Raw genomic sequence first — 21,533 nt, forward strand, 5'->3', positions numbered from 1 at the left:
TCTCGGGTTGTCGACTAGTCTCTGAAGACACAAAACAGTCCAGCGCCTGATTTTCAACCTGAGAGGTCGCCATGAGCCTGCTGCTTGAACCCTACACCCTTCGCCAGCTCAAACTGCCCAATCGCATCGCTGTTTCGCCCATGTGCCAGTACTCCAGCGTCGATGGCCTGGCCAACGACTGGCATCTGGTCCACCTGGGCAGCCGTGCCGTGGGTGGCGCAGGGCTGGTGTTCAGCGAAGCCGTTGCCGTGACCGAGGATGGTCGTATCACGGCCCAGGATCTGGGGCTGTGGAACGATGAACAGATCGAACCCCTGCAGCGCATCACCCGTTTCATCACATCCCAGGGCTCGGTGCCAGGTATCCAGTTAGCCCACGCCGGACGCAAGGCCAGTACCTGGCGCCCCTGGCTGGGCAAGCATGGCAGCGTGCCCGAGGGTGAAGGTGGCTGGAAACCCTGGGGGCCATCGGCCATTGCCTTCGATCCGCAACACACGGCTCCGGTACAACTGAGCGAAAGCCAGATTCAGGGCCTGATCCAGTCCTTCGTCGACGCTGCCCGTCGCGCCTTGATCGCAGGCTTCAAGGTGGTCGAGGTTCACGCTGCTCATGGCTATCTGCTGCATCAATTCCTGTCGCCATTGAGCAATCAGCGCACCGACCAGTATGGCGGCTCGTTTGAAAACCGTATTCGCCTGACGCTGCAAGTGACCGAAGCCGTGAGGGATATCTGGCCGCAAGAATTGCCGCTGTTTGTCCGCGTATCGGCCACCGACTGGGTGGAAGACGGCTGGAACCCTGACGAAACGGTAGAACTGGCGCGACGCCTTAAAGCCCTGGGAGTCGATCTGATCGACGTCTCATCGGGCGGCACTTCGGCCAATGCGGAAATCCCGGTCGGCCCCGGTTACCAGACGCGCTTTGCCGAACGTGTGCGCAAGGAGTCGGGGATTGCCACCGGCACGGTCGGGCTGATTACCGAGCCTGCACAGGCCGAACATATCCTGCGCACCGGTCAGGCTGACATTATCCTGTTGGCGCGTGAGTTGTTGCGCGACCCGTACTGGCCATTGCATGCCGATGACGATCTGGGCGGGCGCAAGGCGGTCTGGCCGGCGCAGTATCAGCGTGCAACCCACCGTGACCAGCCGATCCACGAGTCCGACCTGCGGGACTGAACACACCGGCACAGGGGCTCAGCAAGGCTCCTGTGCCGGTCCATCCAGTAGTTCAGTGATACGGTTGCTCAGTGTGGTGATTGCAAATGGCTTGATCAGCACATGCATGCCCGGTTCAAGAGTGTCCTGCTCCAGGGCTGCGTTCTCGGCGTAACCGGTCACGAACAGCACTTTCAGCTCAGGACGCACGGTCCTGGCCGCATCGGCCACCTGACGGCCATTCATGCCGCCGGGCAGGCCGACATCGGTAATCAACAGATCAATGGTTGCCCTGGATTGCAGGATCACCAGGGCTGCGGCTCCGTGCTCGGCCTGCAGAACGTTGTAGCCCTGTTCCAGGAGCACTTCGCTCATCAGCGAGCGCACGGCCGGTTCGTCGTCTACCACCAGTATGGTTTCGCCGCCTGCGCTCGGTACGAGCGGGGTCTCGAGGCTGTTGTCATGTTCGACAGGCTCGCTGTCACCCAGGAACTGCGGCAGAAGAATGCAGATTTTCGACCCTTTGCCGGGCCGGGAATCGATACTGACACCGCCGCCGGATTGCCGGGCAAAGCCATAGATCATCGACAGGCCAAGACCTGTGCCCATGCCGATGGGCTTGGTCGTGAAGAACGGGTCGAATGCCCTGGCGACCACTTCTTCAGTCATCCCGGTGCCGTTATCGCTGACACAGAGTGCCACGTAATGCCCGGCGACCATTTCGTATCTGGCAGCCGTCGCATCGTCCAGATAGCGATTGGCGGTCTCGATCTTCAGGGTGCCGCCGTCCGGCATGGCATCTCTGGCATTGATGCACAGGTTGAGCAGCGAGTTTTCCAGTTGATGGGGGTCGACCATGGTCGACCACAGGTCGTGGGTGCGCAGGACCTGCATGTCGATGGCCGGGCCTACGGTGCGGTTGATCAGTTCTTCCATGCCCGCCACCAGATGATCGACATGGGTGGCTTTGGGTGCCAGGGTCTGGCGGCGGGAGAATGCCAGCAGCCGATGGGTGAGGGCGGCGGCACGTCTTGAACCTTCAAGGGCGCTGGAGATATAGCGGCCCAGGTCTGTACGACCCTGATTCACCCGCGACTGAAGCAATTCGATATTGCCTGTGATACCCATCAACAGGTTATTGAAGTCATGGGCCAGGCCGCCGGTCAGTTGCCCGACCGCCTCCATCTTCTGCGACTGGCGCAGGGCCTCTTCGGCAATGCGCAGGGCTTCGGAGTGCATTTTCTCATGGGTGATGTGCTTGCCCAGGGCGAAGACCAGGCCGCTGCCCGGCGCGGAGGTCCAGCCGATCCAGCGATAACTGCCATCCTTGTGCATGTAGCGGTTTTCAAACAATGGCAGCACATTGCCGATGGCATGCTTCAGGGCGTCCCGGGTTCTGGAAATATCGTCAGGGTGAACCAGATCCAGAATCGAGTTCCCGATCAGTTCCCGGGGCTCTCGTCCCAGTATTTCGCCCCATGCCGGGTTTACCCGCAGGAAATGCCCCTTGAGGTCGAGCATCGCCAGCAGGTCCGGGGAAATATCCCAGAAGGTATTGAGTTCGGCAGTCCGCTGTTCGAGCTTGGCGGTCTGCTGCTTTTCCAGTTCGATCAGGTCGTCGATCAGGTTCTGGCGTTTCTGCTCGCTGGATTCCAGTGCCTGTTTATCCAGCACATAGCGGGTGGTTTCCTTGGTGATGCAGAACATGCCGACAGTCACGCCGTGTTCATCGATCAGCGGAGAAAAGGAAAACGACCACCAGGTCTGCTCGGGCTCGCCATAGCGAGCCATGGTCAGTGGCATGTCCTTGTACTGGCAGGTCTTGCCGGCCAGAGCGTCCTGCACCATGGGCGCTACCTGATCCCAGACATCGGACCACAGATTCGTGGCTTTCGCGCCGATGGCATTGTCCTTGCGCGGGCCGAGAATGGGGGTGTAGGTGTCGTTATGGAAGAAGATCAGTTCCGGTCCCCACAGCAGATACATCGACTCCGGCGAGTTCAGAATCAGATTCAACGCGGTTTTCAATGAGGCAGGCCACTGTTCTACCGGCCCCAGGGAAGTCTGGCTCCAGTCCTTGTTTCTTATCGTCCGGGCCGTTTCGCTCATGCCCGCTGGAAAACCAATGCTTGACGTCACTTCAGGCAAGCTCCGGTAAAGCAGCACGGGTGGGATGGCGTATTCATGGTATGTCTGGAATCTTTTATCGATGCGCCCGGATGGGCGCGTGATGTCTCTGGGTGAGTTGACCTTTGAAATGGATCAGGGTTGCACGGGTTGCGGTTTAACTTTTCAGACATGTAAGGAGTACGCAGTATCACATCACCTGCAACATTCAGATGCACACCTTGAATCATCCCGGTGAGACTTCCCGTTAACCTGCGTGTCAATGAATCATCTGACAGGACCTGTGGAGGTTTCTCATGAACACGCGTGGTTTGCTTGACCAGTTGCTCAAGTCCGGACAAAACATGTTGCAAGACAAGGTAAGCGGCAAGTCCGGCAAGCGATCTTCCGGTAGCGACGCGTTGGTAAACGGCCTGGGCAGCCTGCTTTCGGGCTCGAAGGCCGGCGGCAAGAGCGGCGGTCTGGGCAGTTTGCTGTCCGGTGCGGGCGGCGGTGCCCTGGCGGCCGGAGCCATGAGCCTGCTCAAGGGCAAACGCTCCGGAATGGGCGGCAAAGTCTTGACCTATGGCGGTCTGGCCGCGCTGGGTGTACTAGCCTACAAGGCTTACAGCAACTGGCAGGCCAGTCAGGGTGTGACAGCCCAGCGTGAGCCTCAGACCATCGACCGCTTGCCCGAACCTCAGGCCGAAGAACACAGCCAGGCCATCCTGCGGGCTCTGGTGGCGGCAGCCAAGGCTGACGGCCATGTCGACGAGCGTGAGCGCGAACTGATCGAAGGCGAATTCAGCAAGCTGAGCAACGATCACGAACTGCAGCACTGGCTGCATGCCGAACTGAACAAGCCGCTTGACCCTTCGGAAGTGGCGCGTGCTGCTAAAACACCGGAAATGGCGGCCGAGATGTATATCGCCAGTGTGATTCTGGTGGATCAGGAGCACTTCATGGAAAGAGCCTACCTTGACGAACTGGCCCGCCAGTTGAAGCTGGCTCCGGGCCTCAAGTCCGAGCTGGAGGAGCAGGTGCGTCAGGCCCAATAAATGACTGAACAGAGGCGAGGGCTATGGCACTGCCGATAGCCCTCCGGATGACAGAGCTGACCTGGATTCCCACATCTTCTTCTGCCAGCCCGGATTTCCGGGCGGCCCCGCCAATATCGCCACTTTCAATTTCCTTTTCCTGCAACACGCTAATACATAAAAGGCTGGGCTATACTCAGGCCGCTTGGACCGTCTGTCGGTCCGCTTCTTGAACACGGCTAGATGCCGTTGTTGAACTCTTGAGGACTGACTGTGAAGAACTGGACTCTGCGCCAAAGGATTTTGGCGAGTTTTGCCGTCATCATCGCGATCATGCTGTTGATGGTGGTTGTGTCTTACTCGCGCTTGTTGTCGATTGAGTCCAGCGAGGAACAGGTTCGCCTCGATGCGCTTCCGGGTGTCTACTACAGCACTCTGGTGCGCAGTTCCTGGGGCGAAAGCTACATTCGTACCCTGGAGTTGATCGGCGAAGGCCGGGCACGACCGCTGACCAAGCAGGAGCAGGACCAGTTCGAAGGGTTCGACGATTATCTTCAGGCCCAGATCGACGGTTACAAGAAGTCCATTTTCGACGATGCCGAAAGAGCCAACTTCGCTCTGTTCGAGAAGCGGCGCGAAATCTACAGTCGCTTGCTCAAGGAGGTCCATGCTTCCTATGGCTCGGGCGACTATGCCAAGGCACGTGCCGAGTTCTATGAGCAGGTGAACCCGGTCTGGAGCGAAGGCCGCAAACAACTCAACGATATTATCGTCGCCAACAAACTGCTGGCCGACAAGGCGACCGAGAACATTGTCACTGCCGTTCTGGGGGCCAAGATCAGCATGGTCTTTTCCTTGTTGATCGCGATCATGGCGGCTGGTGCCTGTGGCCTGCTGCTGATGCGCTCGATTACCTCGCCGATGCAGCTTATCGTGAAAATCCTCGACACCATGCGCACCGGCGATCTGAGTTCTCGTCTGAATCTGGCGCGCAAGGATGAGTTCAACACGGTGGAAACCGGCTTCAACGACATGATGACCGAGCTGACCGCTCTGGTTGCCCAGGCGCAGCGTTCCTCGGTTCAGGTCACCACCTCCGTGACCGAAATCGCCGCCACTTCGCGCCAGCAACAGGCCACTGCCACTGAAACCGCTGCCACGACCACCGAAATCGGCGCGACCTCCCGGGAAATTGCAGCCACCTCCCGTGATCTGGTGCGCACCATGAATGAAGTCACCTCGGCTGCCGATCAGGCTTCGGTGTTGGCCGGTTCCGGCCAGCAAGGGCTGGCGCGCATGGAAGACACCATGCATCAGGTGATGGGCGCGGCCAGTCTGGTCAACTCCAAGCTGGCGATCCTCAACGAGAAGGCGGGCAACATCAATCAGGTGGTGGTGACCATCGTCAAGGTCGCCGACCAGACCAACCTGTTGTCGCTCAACGCCGCCATCGAGGCCGAGAAGGCCGGTGAGTATGGTCGCGGTTTTGCGGTGGTTGCTACCGAGGTGCGGCGTCTGGCCGACCAGACCGCGGTCGCCACCTACGACATCGAGCAGATGGTTCGCGAGATCCAGTCGGCGGTGTCCGCCGGGGTGATGGGGATGGACAAGTTCTCCGAGGAGGTGCGCCGCGGCATGTTCGAAGTTACGCAGGTGGGCGAGCAGCTTTCGCAGATCATTCATCAGGTCCAGGCTCTGGCACCGCGGGTGCTGATGGTCAACGAGGGGATGCAGGCCCAGGCCACGGGTGCCGAACAGATCAATCAGGCCTTGGTGCAACTGGCCGATGCCAGCAGCCAGACTGTCGAGTCATTGCGTCAAGCCAGTTTCGCCATCGACGAGTTGAGTCAGGTCGCGGTAGGGCTGCGCAGTGGCGTATCGCGTTTCAAAGTCTGAGTCCGGGCCATGATGGATCTCTCACCCAAACGCCAGGGCCCAGCGGCTGTCGCGAACAAGCTGTTTCTGTTGTTTCGCATCGGCGAGGAGCGTTACGCGCTGGAGGCCATCGAGATCTCCGAAATCCTGCCGCGCGTGAAACTCAAGGCTATCGCTCATGTGCCTCATTGGGTTGCAGGAATTTTTGCCCACCGTGGCGAAATCGTGCCGGTCATCGATATCAGTGCCCTGAGTTCCGGGCAGGCGGCACCTGCGCGCACCAGTACCCGTATGGTGCTGGTGCATTATCGCCATGACGCGGAGCATCCGGCACAGTTGCTCGGACTTATCCTGGAACAGGCGACCGAGACCTTGCGCTGCCCGGTTTCGGAGTTCAAGGAATACGGCCTGGAAAACCGTCTGGCACCTTATCTGGGGCCGGTCAGGGAGGACGAACAGGGACTGCTGCAATGGATTCACGTTCAGGAGTTGTTGACCGAGCCCGTGCGTGAATTGCTGTATCCGATACCTCCGCTTGATCTTGAGCTTCTTGAGGATGCGCCATGAGTGATGACTCGCGCTTTTTCAGTTTTCTCAAGGACCGCATTGGTCTGGATGTCACCTCCGTGGGTGAGGCCATCATTGTGCGTGCATTGCGTCAGCGCTCGCAGAACAGCGGCTCGGTAGACGATGAGGCCTATTGGCAGTTACTGCTGAGTTCGCCCGACGAGCAGCAGGCCCTGATCGAAGCGGTGATCGTCCCGGAAACCTGGTTCTTCCGTTATCCCGAGTCCTTCCTGACCCTGAGCAAGCTGGCATCGGAACGCCTGATGGCGCTCAACAATTCAAGGCCACTGCGTATTCTCAGTTTGCCGTGCTCCACGGGCGAAGAGCCTTATTCCATTGCCATGGCACTGTTCGACGCCCATATCGGCGCGCAGCACTTCAAGATCGACGCCATCGACATCAGTCCCCTGTCGATTCAAAAGGCCGTTCGTGGCATTTATGGCAAGAACTCGTTTCGAGGGGCCGATGTGAGCTTTCGCGAACGGTTTTTCAAGCCGGTGGACGATGGCTACCAGATTGAGGATCGGGTACGGGCGCGGGTCAATTTCCAGTCTGGTAACCTGCTGGACCCGGCTCTGGCTACTCAGGAACCCTACGATTTTGTGTTCTGTCGCAATCTGGTGATCTATTTCGATCAGCCTACCCAACGTCATGTATTCAAGGTGCTCAAACGCCTGACCCGTGAAGACGGCGTGTTATTCATCGGTCCGGCCGAGGGCAATCTGCTGAGCCGGGTCGGTATGCGCTCTGCCGGTATCGCCCAGTCCTTCGCTTTCAGGCATGCGCCCGGCCAGGATGCCAGCGCGTCTGCACCTGTCGAGCCTGTCCCCATTCCTGTTGCCCGCAGCGTTGCGCCTCCGGTTCGCGAGCCTGTACGACCTGCGCCACGGCCTTTTGCATCTGCGCCTGTGTCAGTCAGTCCGCCGGTTCCTTCCCGGCCCGCACCCGCTGTTCCGGGGGGCGACGATGCCGCGACCCAACTGGCGACTATTGCCAGTCTGGCCAACGAAGGCAAAAGCGTTGAAGCGCGTGCGGCCTGCGAGCGTTATCTGCAACGGCACGAGCCGGTGGCGCAAGTGTTCTACTGGCTGGGGCTGCTCAGCGAAGTGGAGGGCAGTGTGGCGCAGGCTCAGGGTTTCTATCGCAAGGCGCTGTATCTGCAGCCGCAGCATCCTGAGTCCCTGGCGCAACTGGCTGCCTTGCTGGCTTCGCAAGGTGACAGTGCCGGTGCACGTCGCCTGCAGGATCGCGCCACGCGTGGTGCCAATAAACAAGGAAGCAATCGATGACGGGGCTGTCCACGCTTTCGAGTCTGACTCATGACGACGCCCAGGCCATCGATGATTGCTGGAATCGCATCGGCATTCACGGTGACCGCTCTTGCCCGGTCTTGCCGGAGCACATTCATTGCCGCAACTGTGCGGTGTACTCGGCTGCCGCCACTCGCCTGCTCGATCGTTATTCTCTGCTTCAGGAACATCGTGATCAGTTTCAGGGCGGCCAGTCGCAACGTGATGTCCAGACCCGCTCGATTCTGGTGTTCCGTCTGGGAGATGAATGGCTCGGGCTGGCGACTCGCAGCCTTGCGGAAGTCGCGCCCGATCAGACCATCCATTCGTTGCCCCATCAACGCTCCCGTGCCCTGCTCGGTGTGGCCAATGTGCGCGGTGCCCTGGTGGCGTGCATTTCTCTGGTTGAACTGCTGGGGCTCGACAGCAGCTCGGTGCTGGCGACCTCCGGGCGGGTTGTGCCGCGCATGTTGATCATTGCTGCACAAGGCGGGCCGGTGGTGGTGCCGGTGGATGAAGTCGATGGCATCCACGCCATGGAAGAGCGTCATCTGAATGCGGCGTCGGCTTCCGGTACGCACGCCAATGCACGATTCACTCGTGGTGTCCTGCAGTGGAAGGGGCGCAGTCTGCGTTTGCTCGATGAAGAAGAGTTGTTGGCGGCGATCAACCGGAGCCTTACATGACCCCCGATCAAATGCGCGACGCCTCACTGTTCGAGCTGTTCACCCTGGAAGCCGAAGCCCAGACCCAGGTGCTCAGTGCCGGCCTGCTGGAGCTGGAGCGCAATCCGACTCTGGCCGACCAACTTGAGGCCTGCATGCGCGCCGCCCACTCCCTCAAGGGCGCGGCGCGGATTGTCGGGGTCAATTACGGCGTCAGCGTGGCCCATGTCATGGAGGACTGTCTGGTCAGTGCCCAGGAAGGGCGACTGTTGCTCCAGGCCGAACATATCGACGCCTTGCTGTCGGGCACCGACCTGTTGATGCGTATTGCCACGCCGACCGACAGCAGCATCGGGCAGAGCGATATCGACAGCTATGTCGAGCGGGTTAATGCACTGCTGGCTTCCGGAGCCGGAGCATCGCGCCAGGTCAACGTTACCTTGCCTGACCTGTTGCCTGACCCAGCGACAGAGTCGTTACCCGATCCATTGACCGCCAGCGATATGCCGCTGATCGAGCCGCTGCTGGTGCCGGCACCGGGCAGCAATCAGGCCTCCCTCGATGCGCTGGCTGCCGCTCTGCGTCTTGAGCCGCCTCCACCTCCCGAGCCTGTGGCGGCCGAGCCGGAACCGGCGCCTGCCGCAACACGTGAGCGCCGGGTGTCCGATGGCGGCGAGCGAGTCTTGCGGGTCACCGCCGAACGGCTCAATGGCCTGCTGGATCTGTCGAGCAAGGCGCTGGTCGAAAGTCAGCGCATGAAACCCCTGCAAGCCGGCATGCAGCGTCTCAAGCGGCTGCAGATCAGCAGCGACCGCGCCCTTGAGGCGCTGGGGGCGTGCTTCAGCGATTCGGGCCTGGAGCCGGATGCCCAGAAGGCTCTGGATGAGGCCCGCGATTTTCTGTCTCAGGCTCAACAGATGCTGATCCAGCAGGCCGCCGAACTGGATGAGTTCGGCTGGCAGTCGGGACAGCGGGCGCAGTTGCTGTATGACACCGCGCTGGCCTGTCGCATGCGTCCGTTTGCCGATGTGCTCAATGGTCAGGCACGGATGGTGCGCGATCTGGGGCGTGAGCTTGGCAAGCAGGTTCGTCTGATCATCGAGGGTGAAAAGACTCAGGTCGACCGCGATGTTCTTGAAAAGCTGGAAGCTCCCCTGACGCACCTGCTGCGTAATGCCGTGGACCACGGCATCGAATCTCCCGAGCGACGCAAGGAGCTGGGCAAGGACCCTGAAGGGCGGATTCTGCTGCGCGCCTCTCATGAGGCCGGCCTGCTGGTGGTGCAGCTCAGTGACGATGGCGGCGGCGTCGATCTCGAACGTCTGCGCAGCAATATCATCGAGCGCAAACTGTCGCCTGCCGAAACCGCTGCCCAGCTGAGCGAAGAGGAACTGCTGAGCTTTCTGTTCCTGCCAGGCTTCAGCATGCGCGACAAGGTCACGCAGATATCCGGCCGTGGTGTAGGCCTGGACGCCGTGCAGCATATGGTTCGTCAGATGCATGGCAGCGTCGAATTGCAGCAGTGGGCCGGTGAAGGCAGTTGCTTCCGCATCGAAATGCCGCTGACGCTTTCGGTCGTGCGCAGTCTGGTGGTGGAGGTGGGTGGCGAGGCCTACGCTTTCCCGCTGGCGCATATCGAGCGCATGCGTGATTTGCAGCCAGAAGATATCGTGCAACTGGAAGGCCGCCAGCATTTCTGGCATGAAGATCGCCATGTCGGTCTGGTTTCTGCCAGCCAGTTATTGAACCGTCCTCAGTCGCAGCGCAGCGATGAGGCGCTCAAGGTGGTGGTGATTCGTGAGCGTGATGCCGTCTACGGTGTCGCCGTGGAGCGCTTCATTGGCGAGCGCACGCTGGTGGTCATGCCCCTTGATGCCCGCCTGGGCAAGGTTCAGGATGTTTCCGCAGGCGCTCTGCTCGACGACGGTTCGGTGGTGCTGATCATCGATGTCGAAGACTTGCTGCGCTCGGTCGAGAAACTGCTCAATACCGGGCGCCTGGAACGTATAGACCGGCGTAACCGTCAGGCCGACCATGTGGCGCGCAAGCGTGTGCTGGTGGTCGATGACTCGTTGACGGTTCGTGAGCTGGAGCGCAAGTTGCTGGTTGGCCGGGGTTATGAGGTAGCGGTTGCGGTTGATGGTATGGATGGCTGGAATGCCTTGCGTGCCGAGGACTTTGATCTGCTGATCACCGATATCGATATGCCGCGCATGGACGGTATCGAGCTGGTGACTCTGGTACGTCGGGATACTCGTTTGCAATCTCTGCCAGTGATGGTGGTTTCCTACAAGGATCGTGAAGAAGATCGGCGTCGTGGCCTGGATGCGGGCGCCGACTATTATCTGGCCAAGGCCAGCTTCCACGACGATGCCTTGCTTGATGCCGTCGTTGAATTGATAGGGGATGCGCAAGAATGAAGATCGCCATCGTCAATGACATGCCCATGGCCGTAGAAGCCTTGCGCCGGGCATTGGCATTCGAGCCCGAGCATCAGATTGTCTGGGTGGCCGGCAATGGTGCCGAAGCGGTCCGGCTTTGCGCCGAGCAGACGCCCGACCTGATCCTCATGGATCTGATCATGCCGGTCATGGACGGGGTCGAGGCCACGCGTCAGATCATGGCCGAAACACCATGCGCTATCGTGCTTGTGACGGTTGACCGTGAGCAGAACGTCCATCGTGTGTTCGAGGCAATGGGCCATGGCGCACTGGATGTGGTGGATACACCCGCTATCGGCGCCGGCAACCCGCGAGAGGCAGCCGCGCCATTGCTGCGCAAGATATTGAATATCGGCTGGTTGATCGGTCAGCGCGCCACTCGTGAACGAACGGCACCACCGTCGCTGCGCAAGGCTGCCTTGCGCGAAGGGCTGGTTGCCATTGGCTCGTCGGCCGGTGGTCCGGCGGCGCTGGAAATTCTATTGAAAGGGCTGCCGGCGAGTTTTCCGGCGGCTATCGTCCTGGTGCAGCATGTGGACCAGGTATTTGCTGCAGGTATGGCCGACTGGCTGTGTACGGCTTCCGGGTTGCCGGTGCGTCTGGCCCGTGAAGGGGAGCCGCCGCAACGCGGTCAGGTGCTGCTGGCGGGGACCAACCATCATATCCGCTTGTTGAAGGATGGTACGCTGGCTTATACGGCTGAACCTGTAAATGAAATCTACAGGCCTTCGATCGATGTTTTCTTCGAGAGTGTGGCCCGCTATTGGAATGGTGATGCAGTGGGTGTTTTATTGACCGGCATGGGTCGAGATGGAGCTCAAGGGCTTAAATTGATGCGCGAGCAGGGTTTTCTGACCATCGCTCAGGATCAGGCCAGTTCTGCGGTCTACGGCATGCCCAAGGCTGCTGCTGCAATTGATGCTGCTGTTGAAATCCGGCCATTGCAGACTATCGCGCCTCGCCTGACCGAGGTATTCGCCCAATGACTTTCCAGGTGAATTCACCCGCCGCAGGTGACCAGGAGACGCATCATGCATGACGTGCAGCCCGAAGAACTGAAGACCCCCGATGAAAATTCGGCGATGGTGCTGCTGGTCGACGATCAGGCGATGATCGGTGAAGCCGTGCGGCGTGGCCTGGCCAATGAAGAGTCTATCGACTTTCACTTCTGTGCCGATCCCCATCAGGCCATTGCCCAGGCCGTACAGATCAAGCCGACGGTCATCCTGCAGGACCTGGTCATGCCGGGGCTGGATGGCCTGACCCTGGTGCGCGAGTACCGTAACAATCCCATGACGCGGGACATCCCGATCATCGTGCTTTCCACCAAGGAAGATCCGTTGATCAAGAGTGCGGCGTTTGCGGCGGGAGCCAACGACTATCTGGTCAAGCTGCCCGACACCATCGAACTGGTGGCGCGCATCCGTTACCACTCCCGCTCCTATATGACTCTGTTGCAGCGCGATGAAGCCTACCGCGCCTTGCGGGTCAGCCAGCAGCAACTGCTCGACACCAATCTGGTGCTGCAACGCCTGATGAACTCCGATGGCCTGACCGGCCTGTCCAATCGTCGTCACTTCGATGAATACCTGGAGCTCGAATGGCGTCGGGCAACCCGCGAGCAAAGCCAGTTGTCGCTGATGATGATCGATGTGGACTACTTCAAGGCCTACAACGACAGCTTCGGTCACCTCGAAGGCGACGAAGCCTTGCGTCAGGTAGCCAAGGCGATTCGTGCCAGTTGCAGCCGTCCGTCCGATTTGCCGGCCCGTTATGGCGGTGAAGAGTTCGCCATGGTCCTGCCCAATACCACGCCCGGCGGCGCTCGGCTGCTGGCCGAAAAGCTGCGCCAGAGCGTGGCGGGCATGAACATCCCGCACATCGCCCCGACACCGGGTTCGACGCTGACCGTCAGCATCGGCGTGGCGACCGTGATACCGCAGAACGGCCTCAACAGCCGACAACTGATCCTCGATGCCGACAAGGGCCTGTACCTGGCCAAGAATGGTGGGCGCAATCAGGTAGCGGTAGGCGGCTGATTGCGCAACAGGCAGTCCGATGCCATAACTGCTGTTCAACGGGCTGCTTTCGGTGTGCTCCCTGGGGTATACTCGTCGGCTTTGAAAATTTCGCCTGCGAGTGCTGCCCACCATGGAAATCAACCCGATCCTAAACAGCATCAAGGACCTGTCCGAGCGCTCCGAAACCATTCGGGGGTATCTTTGACTACGATCACAAGCATGATCGTCTGACCGAAGTAAACCGCGAGCTCGAAGATCCAAATGTCTGGAACAAGCCCGAGTACGCCCAGAGCTTAGGGCGCGAGCGCGCTTTGCTGGCGCAGATCGTCGAAACCCTGGACGACATGACTTCGGGGCTGGCCGACGCCAGCGACCTGCTGCAGATGGCCGCCGAGGAAGAAGACGAGGGTGCCGTCGCCGACGTTGCCGCAGAAGTCGAACGTCTTCGCGAACTGCTGGAAAAACTGGAATTCCGTCGCATGTTCAGCGGCGAGATGGACCCCAACAACGCCTACCTGGACATCCAGGCCGGCTCCGGCGGCACCGAAGCCCAGGACTGGGCCAACATCCTGCTGCGCATGTACCTGCGCTGGGCTGACAAGCGTGGCTTCGATGCCACCATCATGGAATTGTCCGAAGGCGAGGTCGCCGGTATCAAAGGCGCCACCGTGCATATCAAGGGTGAGTACGCCTTTGGCTGGCTGCGTACCGAGATCGGCGTGCACCGTCTGGTGCGCAAGAGCCCGTTCGACTCCGGCGCGCGTCGCCACACCTCGTTCTCGGCGGTGTTCGTGTCCCCCGAGATCGACGATAAGGTCGAGATCGAGATCAACCCGTCGGACCTGCGTATCGACACCTACCGTTCTTCCGGTGCCGGTGGTCAGCACGTCAACACCACTGACTCGGCGGTACGTATCACCCACGTGCCGACCAACACCGTGGTCAGTTGCCAGAACGAACGTTCCCAGCACGCCAACAAGGACACCGCCATGAAAATGCTGCGGGCCAAGTTGTATGAACTGGAAATGCAGAAGCGCAACGCCGCCTCCCAGGCGCTCGAGGACAGCAAGTCGGATATCGGCTGGGGCCACCAGATCCGCTCCTACGTACTCGATGACTCGCGCATCAAGGATCTGCGTACCGGCGTCGAACGTAGCGATTGCCAGAAGGTTCTGGACGGCGACCTCGACCAGTACCTGGAAGCGAGCCTCAAGCAGGGGCTGTAACGCGATACGACTGAAGCGGGCAGCCTGCACTGCCCGCCATCCCCCGCCCAGGCGAGGGGCCACGAATCTGTGATGGAAAATCTAAAGACATGAGCGACCAACAACTCGACCCGCAAGCCCTGCAACAGGAAGAAAACACCCTGATCGCTCAGCGCAAGGAAAAGCTTGCTGCCGAGCGCGCCAAGGGTCAGGCCTTCCCCAACGACTTCCGCCGCGACAGCTACTGCAACGATCTGCAGAAAAAGTATGCTGACAAGACCAAGGAAGAGCTGGCCGATGCAGCGATTCCGGTCAAGGTTGCCGGTCGCATCATGCTTAATCGTGGCTCGTTCATGGTGATCCAGGACATGACCGGTCGCATCCAGGTCTACGTCAACCGCAAGACCCTGCCGGAAGAAACCCTGGCTGCGGTCAAGACCTGGGACCTGGGCGATATCATTGCCACCGAAGGTACTCTGGCCCGTTCCGGCAAGGGTGACCTGTACGTCGAAATGACCAGCGTGCGCCTGCTGACCAAGTCGTTGCGCCCGCTGCCGGACAAGCACCACGGCCTGACCGACACCGAACAGCGCTACCGTCAGCGCTATGTCGACCTGATCGTCAACGAAGACGTGCGCGATACCTTCCGTGTCCGCTCGCAAGTCATTGCCCACATCCGCAGCTTCCTGATGAAGCGCGACTTCCTTGAAGTCGAAACGCCGATGTTGCAGACCATTCCCGGTGGTGCAGCCGCCAAGCCGTTCGAGACGCACCACAACGCTCTCGATATGGAAATGTTCCTGCGCATCGCGCCTGAGCTGTACCTCAAGCGCCTTGTAGTCGGCGGCTTCGAGAAAGTGTTCGAGATCAACCGCAACTTCCGTAACGAAGGCGTTTCGACTCGTCACAACCCTGAATTCACCATGCTGGAGTTCTACCAGGCCTACGCCGACTACGAAGACAACATGGACCTGACCGAAGAACTGTTCCGCGAACTGGCGCAACTGGTTCTGGGCACCACTGACGTGCCTTATGGCGACAAGGTGTTCCACTTCGGCGAGCCGTTCGTTCGTCTGTCGGTGTTCGACTCGATTCTCAAGTACAACCCCGAACTGACCGCTGACGACCTGAACGACATCGACAAGGCTCGCGCCATCGCCAAGAAAGCCGGTGCCAAGGTGCTGGGCTTCGAAGGTCTGGGCAAGCTGCAGGTAATGATTTTCGAGGAACTGGTCGAGCACAAGCTGGAGCAGCCGCACTTCATCACTCAGTACCCGTTCGAAGTCTCGCCGCTGGCACGCCGCAACGACGACAACCCGAACGTCACCGACCGTTTCGAGCTGTTCATCGGTGGCCGTGAAATTGCCAACGCCTATTCCGAGCTGAACGACGCGGAAGACCAGGCCGAGCGCTTCCAGGCCCAGGTGGCCGACAAGGATGCCGGTGACGACGAAGCCATGCATTACGACGCCGACTTCGTACGTGCCCTGGAATACGGCATGCCGCCAACGGCCGGTGAAGGTATCGGTATCGACCGTCTGGTGATGCTGCTCACCAACTCCCCGTCGATCCGCGACGTGATCCTGTTCCCGCACATGCGGCCCCAAGCGTAATTAGCTACAAGACAAGCCGCCTGAACAGGGCGGCTTTTTTATATCCATCGTTTTTTCGCGAATGAGCCCTGTTGGGTAATGCCGATCAGTCAGGTCAATGAATCACTTTGGGGGAGGCAGCTTGCTGGCGACTTTGGCGCACAGACGCAGAATATCTGTCGGTTTTCAGGCCGTTTTCGCCAGCAGGCTGCCTCCCACAAGTTTTGTTTGTGCCTTAACTGAGAGGCATTATCCCTGTAAGCGAATTCATTCGCGAAGGCATCAACCAGAAAGGAATCCCCCGTCGTGACAATCGCTCAAGAAGGTGCTGCCGACGTTGCCAGCGCCGTGGCCAGGAGTGTCAGGTATCAGGGCCGCAAGGCCAGTCGGGAGGGGAGTGAGCAGCGTCGGCAGAAGATTCTCGATGCGACCATGCGTATCGTGGTGCGCGATGGTGTGCGGGCGGTGCGACATCGGGCTGTTGCCACTGAAGCGCAGGTGCCGCTGTCGGCCACCACCTATTACTTCAAGGACATCGATGACCTGCTGACCGATGCCTTTGCCCAGTATGTCGAACGCAGTGCAGCCTATCAGGCCAAACTGTGGCAGAACACCGAAGTCGTATTGCGGGAAATGCTGACCCGCGGCACCGCCAATCCGGCTGATCGCTTGCGTCTGGCCGATGATATTGCACGCATGACAATGGAGTACATCCGCCACCAGTTGCAGACCCGCCGCGACTATCTGATTGCCGAGCATGCCTTTCACCATGAGGCATTGATCAACCCTCGGCTGGCACCGCTGGTGGTCGCCCATCAGGAGATCCTGCTGCAGGGCACCTTCCAGTTTCTGCAGGTTATCGGATCGTCGCAGCCTGCTCAGGATGCTCAAGTGTTGACGGGGATTATCCGCCGGATGGAATATCAGGGTCTGCTTCATGGCCCGCACTATCAGGCGGACGAAGAAACACTCGGTATTCTCACTCGCCAGATGCGTCTGGTCCTTGGAATCGACTCGTCGGTCTGCAAATGAGAGACCCCTTTTTCAGGAGAGCACCATGAAAGCCTGGCGCGCATTGATTGCGCTGTCGTTCCTGCTCTTGAGCGGTTGTCTGGTGACGTTCGAGGACACCATCCCCGCAGGCAGCGCTGCTCCAGCCCATCTGCTGGGCCCATGGACCAGCAAGAATGCCTGGGGCGAACCGCTCGAACTCGAGCTTTCCCGTATCAGCGGCAACCTTTACAAGGCAGTCAGCTATCGTAAAGGTGATCGCAAGCATCGCGATGAGTACCGCTTTACAGTGATCGAGCATGGCAGTCGCTGGTATCTGTCGGCGCAACTGCCTGAAAAGTATGGCGCTCACTATGTAATGGCCGGGTTCGAGGTGACCGATTCCCATGAACTGGTTGTCTACAACCTGGATCTGGATCGATTCAGGCAGTGGGTGGACCAGCAGAGCCTTGCTGGCCAGCCAGTGGAGAGCGGGATCGGGCAGGGCCTGCTGATCACCAGTCCTCTGGATCAGGTGTTCGGTTATCTCGACGATCCGGCCAATTCCGATGTTTTCCTGGAGGTCGCGCGCTATCAGCGTGCACCCAAGTAGTAGGGCAGCAGCCCGTCAGCCAAGGAGTACCGGGTGGACGAGTACCAGCAAACCATTCGTGCGTTATCGGATCGGATAGTCGTGGCCCAGACACCCATTCGTGTACTGGATGCGGTGAAGTGGGATGAAAAGGTCCGCAAGGATTTTCTCGCCGCCAAAGGCAAGGCACTCCCCGCCGTGGATCGTGCTTACTACGAGAATCGTCCTCTTGGCTTCGACTCCGGGGCCTTGAAGCTGGAATTCCAGAACATCGAGCGCGATATCACCCGCCAGTTGGGCCAGTTCAACCCGGTCGGGCAGATCATGCGCCGCATGTGCAAGGAATACCGCATGGTGATTCGCATGCTCGAAGCCCGCGGCACGCCGGATTTCGGGCTGATTTCCCAGGAACTGTACGGCGCGGCCTCCGATGCATTCCATGCCGGCGATCCAACCCTGGCCGATCTGGGGCTGATGCTTTCGGATTATCTGAACAACATTGCCGGGCGTGGCGACCTCAAGGACGAGCCCAAGTTACTGACCGCCAAGGATGCCGTGACCCTGCTGCAGAGCCGCCTGAACAGGGTGTTTGGCGAGGCCGAGGAAACCATTCGGGTGTTCGAGTCCGACGGTATCGTCGCCGATGCGGCGGCAGGTGCCGATTACATCAAGATCCGCACCGACGCCATGTTCAACGAGCGGGATGTGCGTGCGCTTGAGGTCCATGAAGGGCTGGTGCATGTCGGCACCACGCTCAATGGCCAGAATCAGCCGATCTGCACCTTCCTGTCCAAGGGGCCGCCCTCATCGACCGTGACCCAGGAAGGGCTGGCGATCCTCATGGAAGTCATCGCGTTCGCGTCCTACCCCAGCCGCCTGCGCAAATTGACCAACCGGACCCGCGCCATCCATATGGCCGAGGAGGGCGCCGATTTCCTGCAGGTGTTCGAGTTCTATCGCGAGCAGGGCTTCGGCATGCCGGAAAGCTACGGCAATGCCAGCCGTGTCTTCCGTGGATCGACGCCCAACGGGCTGCCATTCACCAAAGACTTGTCCTACCTCAAGGGTTTCATCATGGTTTACAACTATATTCAGTTGGCCGTGCGCAAGGGCAAGCTCGAACAGGTTCCGCTGTTGTTCTGTGGCAAGACCACGCTGGAAGATATGCGGACCTTGCGTCAACTGGTGGATGAAGGACTGGTGGTTGCACCCAAATACCTGCCCGACCAGTTCCGTGACATGAATGCTCTGTCGGCCTGGATGTGCTTCTCCAACTTCCTCAACCACCTGAGTCTGGATCGTATCGAAGCCGACTATTCGAATATTCTGTAGCTGCCCTCTTTTTTCGCGAATGAATTCGCTCCTGCCTGGACATGATTCCGTTGGAGCGAATTCATTCGTGAATAGCCCCAAAGGATTCCCACTTGAAGCTGATCAGCATTCTGGCGTTGGTCTTCAGCCTCACTGGCTGCAGTTCGATGCTGTTCTACCCGGAGCGCGGCTTGCCGTTCACGCCCGACAAGGCTCATCTTCAATACCGTGACGTCACCCTGACCGCCGCCGATGGCACGCGGGTGCATGCCTGGTGGCTACCCGCAAAGGAAGGCGTGCCGGTCAAGGGCACGGTGCTGCATCTGCATGGCAATGGCGGCAACCTGTCGTGGCATCTGGGCGGGAGCTGGTGGTTGCCCGAGCAGGGCTATCAGGTCCTGATGCTGGACTATCGCGGTTACGGGTTATCCGAAGGCTCGCCGAGCATACCGGCGATCTATCAGGACATTCAGGCCGCATTCGACTGGCTGGATGCCGAGCCCCAGATACAAGGCAAACCTCTTGTGGTATTGGGGCAGAGCATTGGCGGTGCGCTGGGTGTGCACTATCTGTCGCAGCACCCCGAGCAGCGCAGCAGGCTCAAGGCGCTGATTCTTGACGGAGTGCCCGCCAGCTATCGGGATGTCGCCCGCTATACCCTCGGCACTTCCTGGCTCACCTGGCCGTTGAAAACGCCGCTGTCCTGGCTGATCCCCGATGCCGACAGCGCCATCAACGGCCTGCCTCAACTCAAGGGGACGCCGATGATGCTCTTCCAGAGCATGGACGACACCCTGGTGCCGCTTTCCAATGGCATCAGCCTCTACAAGGCCGCGCCTCTGCCCCGGGTGCTGCAACTGACCCGTGGCGGGCACGTACAGACCTTCTCCGACCCGCTCTGGCGTCAGGTGATGCTGCGCTACCTGGAAGACCCGCAGCATTTCAATGGCCTGCGCCGTCTGGGCGAAGTCCCCAACTATCCATCCGATATTCCAGCCGAATCTGCAGAGAGCCTCAAATGAGCGAAGAGCGTAACCTCATTCCACTGATCCTGACCGGTATCGGCACCATCATCGGTACGGTCGGTTGCCTCTGGTACTACGGCTACCTGCATTTCGCCAAACCCGAAGATGCCCTGTTGCTCAGTGACTTCACCATGCTCAAGACAGTGCCGGGCGAGGACTACAAGATCGCTGCGACCCCGGCCGCCGAAGTGGCGCAATGCATCGATGGCGTACTGGTGCTGTTCGACACGTCCCAGAAAGGGCTGACCGGCGTGCTGGTCAACAACAGGAAACAGGCCGTTCGTTGCATGGGGCAAGAGACACCACAGCAATTGAAACCATGAAAAAGCCCCGCCTGCGCGAAGCAGGCGGGGCTTTGGGTCAACGGGCTCTTGCGCTTAACGCAGCGAAGAACGCGGTGCCACTGGCTGGTTGTCGTTGGAAATGGTCACTTCCACGCGGCGGTTCATGGCGCGGCCCGAGTTGCTGCTGTTGTCAGCTACCGGGTATTCCTTGCCATAGCCGGTTGCCACGATGCGGGACGGGTCTACACCTACGCGGACCAGAGCAGCACGTACCGAGTTGGCGCGGCTTTCGGACAGCGACTGGTTGTAGGACGCGGAGCCGGTGCTGTCGGTATAGCCTTCGACGATCACTTTACGATCAGGGTTTTCCTGCAGGAACTGCGCAAGCTTGGCGATGTTGCCCTGTGCGCCCGGTTTCAGGTCGGCACGGTTCAGGTCGAACAGCACGTCACCGAAGGTCACCAGGGTGCCGCGTTCGGTCTGCTTGGCGTTCAGGCTGTTCTTGAGCTGGGCGATCTGTGCATCGCGAGCGTCCAGGCGGGCCTTGGCGCGTTCTGCCGAGGCGTTTTGCAGGGCTGCTTCGGAAGTGCGCAGGTTGATGGTCTCTTTGGCCAGTTCAACGCGCTGATTGGTCAGGTAAGCCAACTGGTCGACTTTTTTCTCGTCTTCCTTGTCGCGGAACGCTTTGTCAGCCTTGTCCAGCCAGTCGCTGGCGTCCTTGGTTTCAAGGGCGGCGACCTTGGTGGCCTGCGGGTTGCTCTGCAGGGCGGAGAAGTTGCTGCGCGCCTGTTCCAGATTCGGGTTCGGTTTGGTGGCACAGGCCGCCAGGGCTACGCTCATGGCCAGCAGGGCAGGGATCATCAATTGTTTGCGCATAATAGGATCGTCCTTTAATCAATTAGCAATGCATGAAAAACGCAGGGTGCGATCTGTGCTTACTGCACCTGACGCAGGCCTTCTTCACGTAGTTCTTCGACGCCCTGACGGGCATCCTGCACGGCTTTCTCGGCTTTGGCGGCCTGGGCTTTACGTTCGGCTACACGAGCATCCCATTCGGCCTGCTCGGCCAGACGGCGGGCTTCGTCGTATTTATGGTCCTGCATCGCCAGATCGGCTTGCTTGAGCTTGTCCTGAGCGGCCTTGGTTTCTACTGCGGCGTACTCGGTCCCGCCAGCGCTGACGGCACTGTTGACGGCTGACTGAGTCACTGCGTATTGCTCGGTTGGTGGATTTCCCGCGCAACCGGCCAGAATGAAGGTGCTACCCAGGGCCAGGGCAGCCAGTTTCAACCCGCGCAGGCTTTTGAACTTGGATTTGGCAGTAAGGGTGTTCATGGTGATCAACTCCATTGTCAGACTCCGAACGTGGTTATCCAT

At 59.7% G+C, this 21,533-nt stretch carries 19 protein-coding genes; 16 read left to right on the plus strand and 3 right to left on the minus strand.

The window, feature by feature from the left end:
• Window positions 1–71: 71 nt before the first annotated feature.
• Window positions 72–1,178, plus strand: coding sequence for an NADH:flavin oxidoreductase/NADH oxidase (locus JSY17_RS09025; protein WP_117182718.1), 1,107 nt, complete (start codon window positions 72–74; stop codon window positions 1,176–1,178).
• A gap of 18 nt (window positions 1,179–1,196) precedes the next feature.
• Here the strand turns inward: JSY17_RS09025 and JSY17_RS09030 are convergent, their stop codons facing one another.
• Entirely contained in the window at window positions 1,197–3,296 is a 2,100-nt protein-coding gene (locus JSY17_RS09030) for a hybrid sensor histidine kinase/response regulator (RefSeq protein ID WP_206400800.1), read from the minus strand.
• A gap of 284 nt (window positions 3,297–3,580) precedes the next feature.
• Between JSY17_RS09030 and JSY17_RS09035 the strand changes: the two genes are divergently transcribed.
• From JSY17_RS09035 to JSY17_RS09105, 15 genes are all read left to right on the plus strand, one after another.
• The gene (locus JSY17_RS09035; RefSeq protein ID WP_206400802.1) at window positions 3,581–4,321 is read left to right on the plus strand and encodes a tellurite resistance TerB family protein; all 741 of its coding nucleotides are present in this window, start codon (window positions 3,581–3,583) and stop codon (window positions 4,319–4,321) included.
• Between the two features lie 252 nt (window positions 4,322–4,573).
• On the plus strand, window positions 4,574–6,196 hold the full coding sequence (locus JSY17_RS09040; protein WP_117182721.1) for a methyl-accepting chemotaxis protein: 1,623 nt from the start codon (window positions 4,574–4,576) through the stop codon (window positions 6,194–6,196).
• Window positions 6,197–6,205: 9 nt separating this feature from the next.
• Window positions 6,206–6,742: a chemotaxis protein CheW gene (locus JSY17_RS09045; protein WP_200999023.1), complete on the plus strand. Its 537-nt coding sequence runs from the start codon at window positions 6,206–6,208 to the stop codon at window positions 6,740–6,742.
• Window positions 6,739–8,031, plus strand: coding sequence for a CheR family methyltransferase (locus JSY17_RS09050; RefSeq protein WP_206400803.1), 1,293 nt, complete (start codon window positions 6,739–6,741; stop codon window positions 8,029–8,031). The genes JSY17_RS09045 and JSY17_RS09050 overlap by 4 nt, the downstream gene beginning before the upstream one ends.
• On the plus strand, window positions 8,028–8,717 hold the full coding sequence (locus JSY17_RS09055; RefSeq protein WP_117186449.1) for a chemotaxis protein CheW: 690 nt from the start codon (window positions 8,028–8,030) through the stop codon (window positions 8,715–8,717). Before JSY17_RS09050 ends, JSY17_RS09055 begins: the two co-directional genes overlap by 4 nt.
• Complete coding sequence (locus JSY17_RS09060; RefSeq protein ID WP_206400805.1) at window positions 8,714–11,116, plus strand: hybrid sensor histidine kinase/response regulator; 2,403 nt, start codon at window positions 8,714–8,716, stop codon at window positions 11,114–11,116. The genes JSY17_RS09055 and JSY17_RS09060 overlap by 4 nt, the downstream gene beginning before the upstream one ends.
• Window positions 11,113–12,123: a chemotaxis response regulator protein-glutamate methylesterase gene (gene cheB / locus JSY17_RS09065; protein WP_117182725.1), complete on the plus strand. Its 1,011-nt coding sequence runs from the start codon at window positions 11,113–11,115 to the stop codon at window positions 12,121–12,123. The genes JSY17_RS09060 and cheB overlap by 4 nt, the downstream gene beginning before the upstream one ends.
• 45 nt (window positions 12,124–12,168) lie before the next feature.
• A complete protein-coding gene (locus tag JSY17_RS09070) occupies window positions 12,169–13,176 on the plus strand; it encodes a response regulator (protein ID WP_117164564.1) in 1,008 nt (335 codons plus the stop codon).
• A gap of 112 nt (window positions 13,177–13,288) precedes the next feature.
• A protein-coding gene (gene prfB / locus JSY17_RS09075) for a peptide chain release factor 2 (RefSeq protein WP_117164565.1) occupies window positions 13,289–14,384 on the plus strand; the annotation gives its coding sequence in 2 pieces (ribosomal slippage) (window positions 13,289–13,360 and window positions 13,362–14,384; 1,095 coding nt in all).
• Window positions 14,385–14,473: 89 nt separating this feature from the next.
• Window positions 14,474–15,976 carry a lysine--tRNA ligase gene (gene lysS, locus JSY17_RS09080; protein WP_117164566.1) on the plus strand — a complete coding sequence of 501 codons (1,503 nt, stop codon included), beginning with the start codon at window positions 14,474–14,476 and terminating at the stop codon, window positions 15,974–15,976.
• 285 nt (window positions 15,977–16,261) lie between these two features.
• Window positions 16,262–16,987 carry a TetR/AcrR family transcriptional regulator gene (locus JSY17_RS09085; RefSeq protein WP_117182726.1) on the plus strand — a complete coding sequence of 242 codons (726 nt, stop codon included), beginning with the start codon at window positions 16,262–16,264 and terminating at the stop codon, window positions 16,985–16,987.
• 25 nt (window positions 16,988–17,012) lie between these two features.
• Complete coding sequence (locus JSY17_RS09090) at window positions 17,013–17,558, plus strand: hypothetical protein (RefSeq protein WP_206400807.1); 546 nt, start codon at window positions 17,013–17,015, stop codon at window positions 17,556–17,558.
• A 33-nt stretch (window positions 17,559–17,591) separates the two neighbouring features.
• Window positions 17,592–18,869 carry a flavohemoglobin expression-modulating QEGLA motif protein gene (locus JSY17_RS09095; protein WP_117164569.1) on the plus strand — a complete coding sequence of 426 codons (1,278 nt, stop codon included), beginning with the start codon at window positions 17,592–17,594 and terminating at the stop codon, window positions 18,867–18,869.
• A 92-nt stretch (window positions 18,870–18,961) separates the two neighbouring features.
• Window positions 18,962–19,870, plus strand: coding sequence for an alpha/beta hydrolase (locus JSY17_RS09100; RefSeq protein WP_206400809.1), 909 nt, complete (start codon window positions 18,962–18,964; stop codon window positions 19,868–19,870).
• Window positions 19,867–20,196: a hypothetical protein gene (locus tag JSY17_RS09105; protein WP_117186452.1), complete on the plus strand. Its 330-nt coding sequence runs from the start codon at window positions 19,867–19,869 to the stop codon at window positions 20,194–20,196. The genes JSY17_RS09100 and JSY17_RS09105 overlap by 4 nt, the downstream gene beginning before the upstream one ends.
• 54 nt (window positions 20,197–20,250) lie before the next feature.
• Here JSY17_RS09105 and JSY17_RS09110 read toward each other — a convergent pair whose 3' ends face one another.
• Window positions 20,251–21,033, minus strand: coding sequence for an OmpA family protein (locus JSY17_RS09110; RefSeq protein WP_117164572.1), 783 nt, complete (start codon window positions 21,031–21,033; stop codon window positions 20,251–20,253).
• A 59-nt stretch (window positions 21,034–21,092) separates the two neighbouring features.
• Window positions 21,093–21,506, minus strand: a complete 414-nt coding sequence (locus tag JSY17_RS09115; protein WP_117164573.1) for a DUF4398 domain-containing protein — start codon at window positions 21,504–21,506, stop codon at window positions 21,093–21,095.
• Window positions 21,507–21,533 lie beyond the last annotated feature (27 nt).

The organism is Pseudomonas capsici (assembly GCF_017165765.1).
Lineage (GTDB): Bacteria > Pseudomonadota > Gammaproteobacteria > Pseudomonadales > Pseudomonadaceae > Aquipseudomonas > Aquipseudomonas capsici.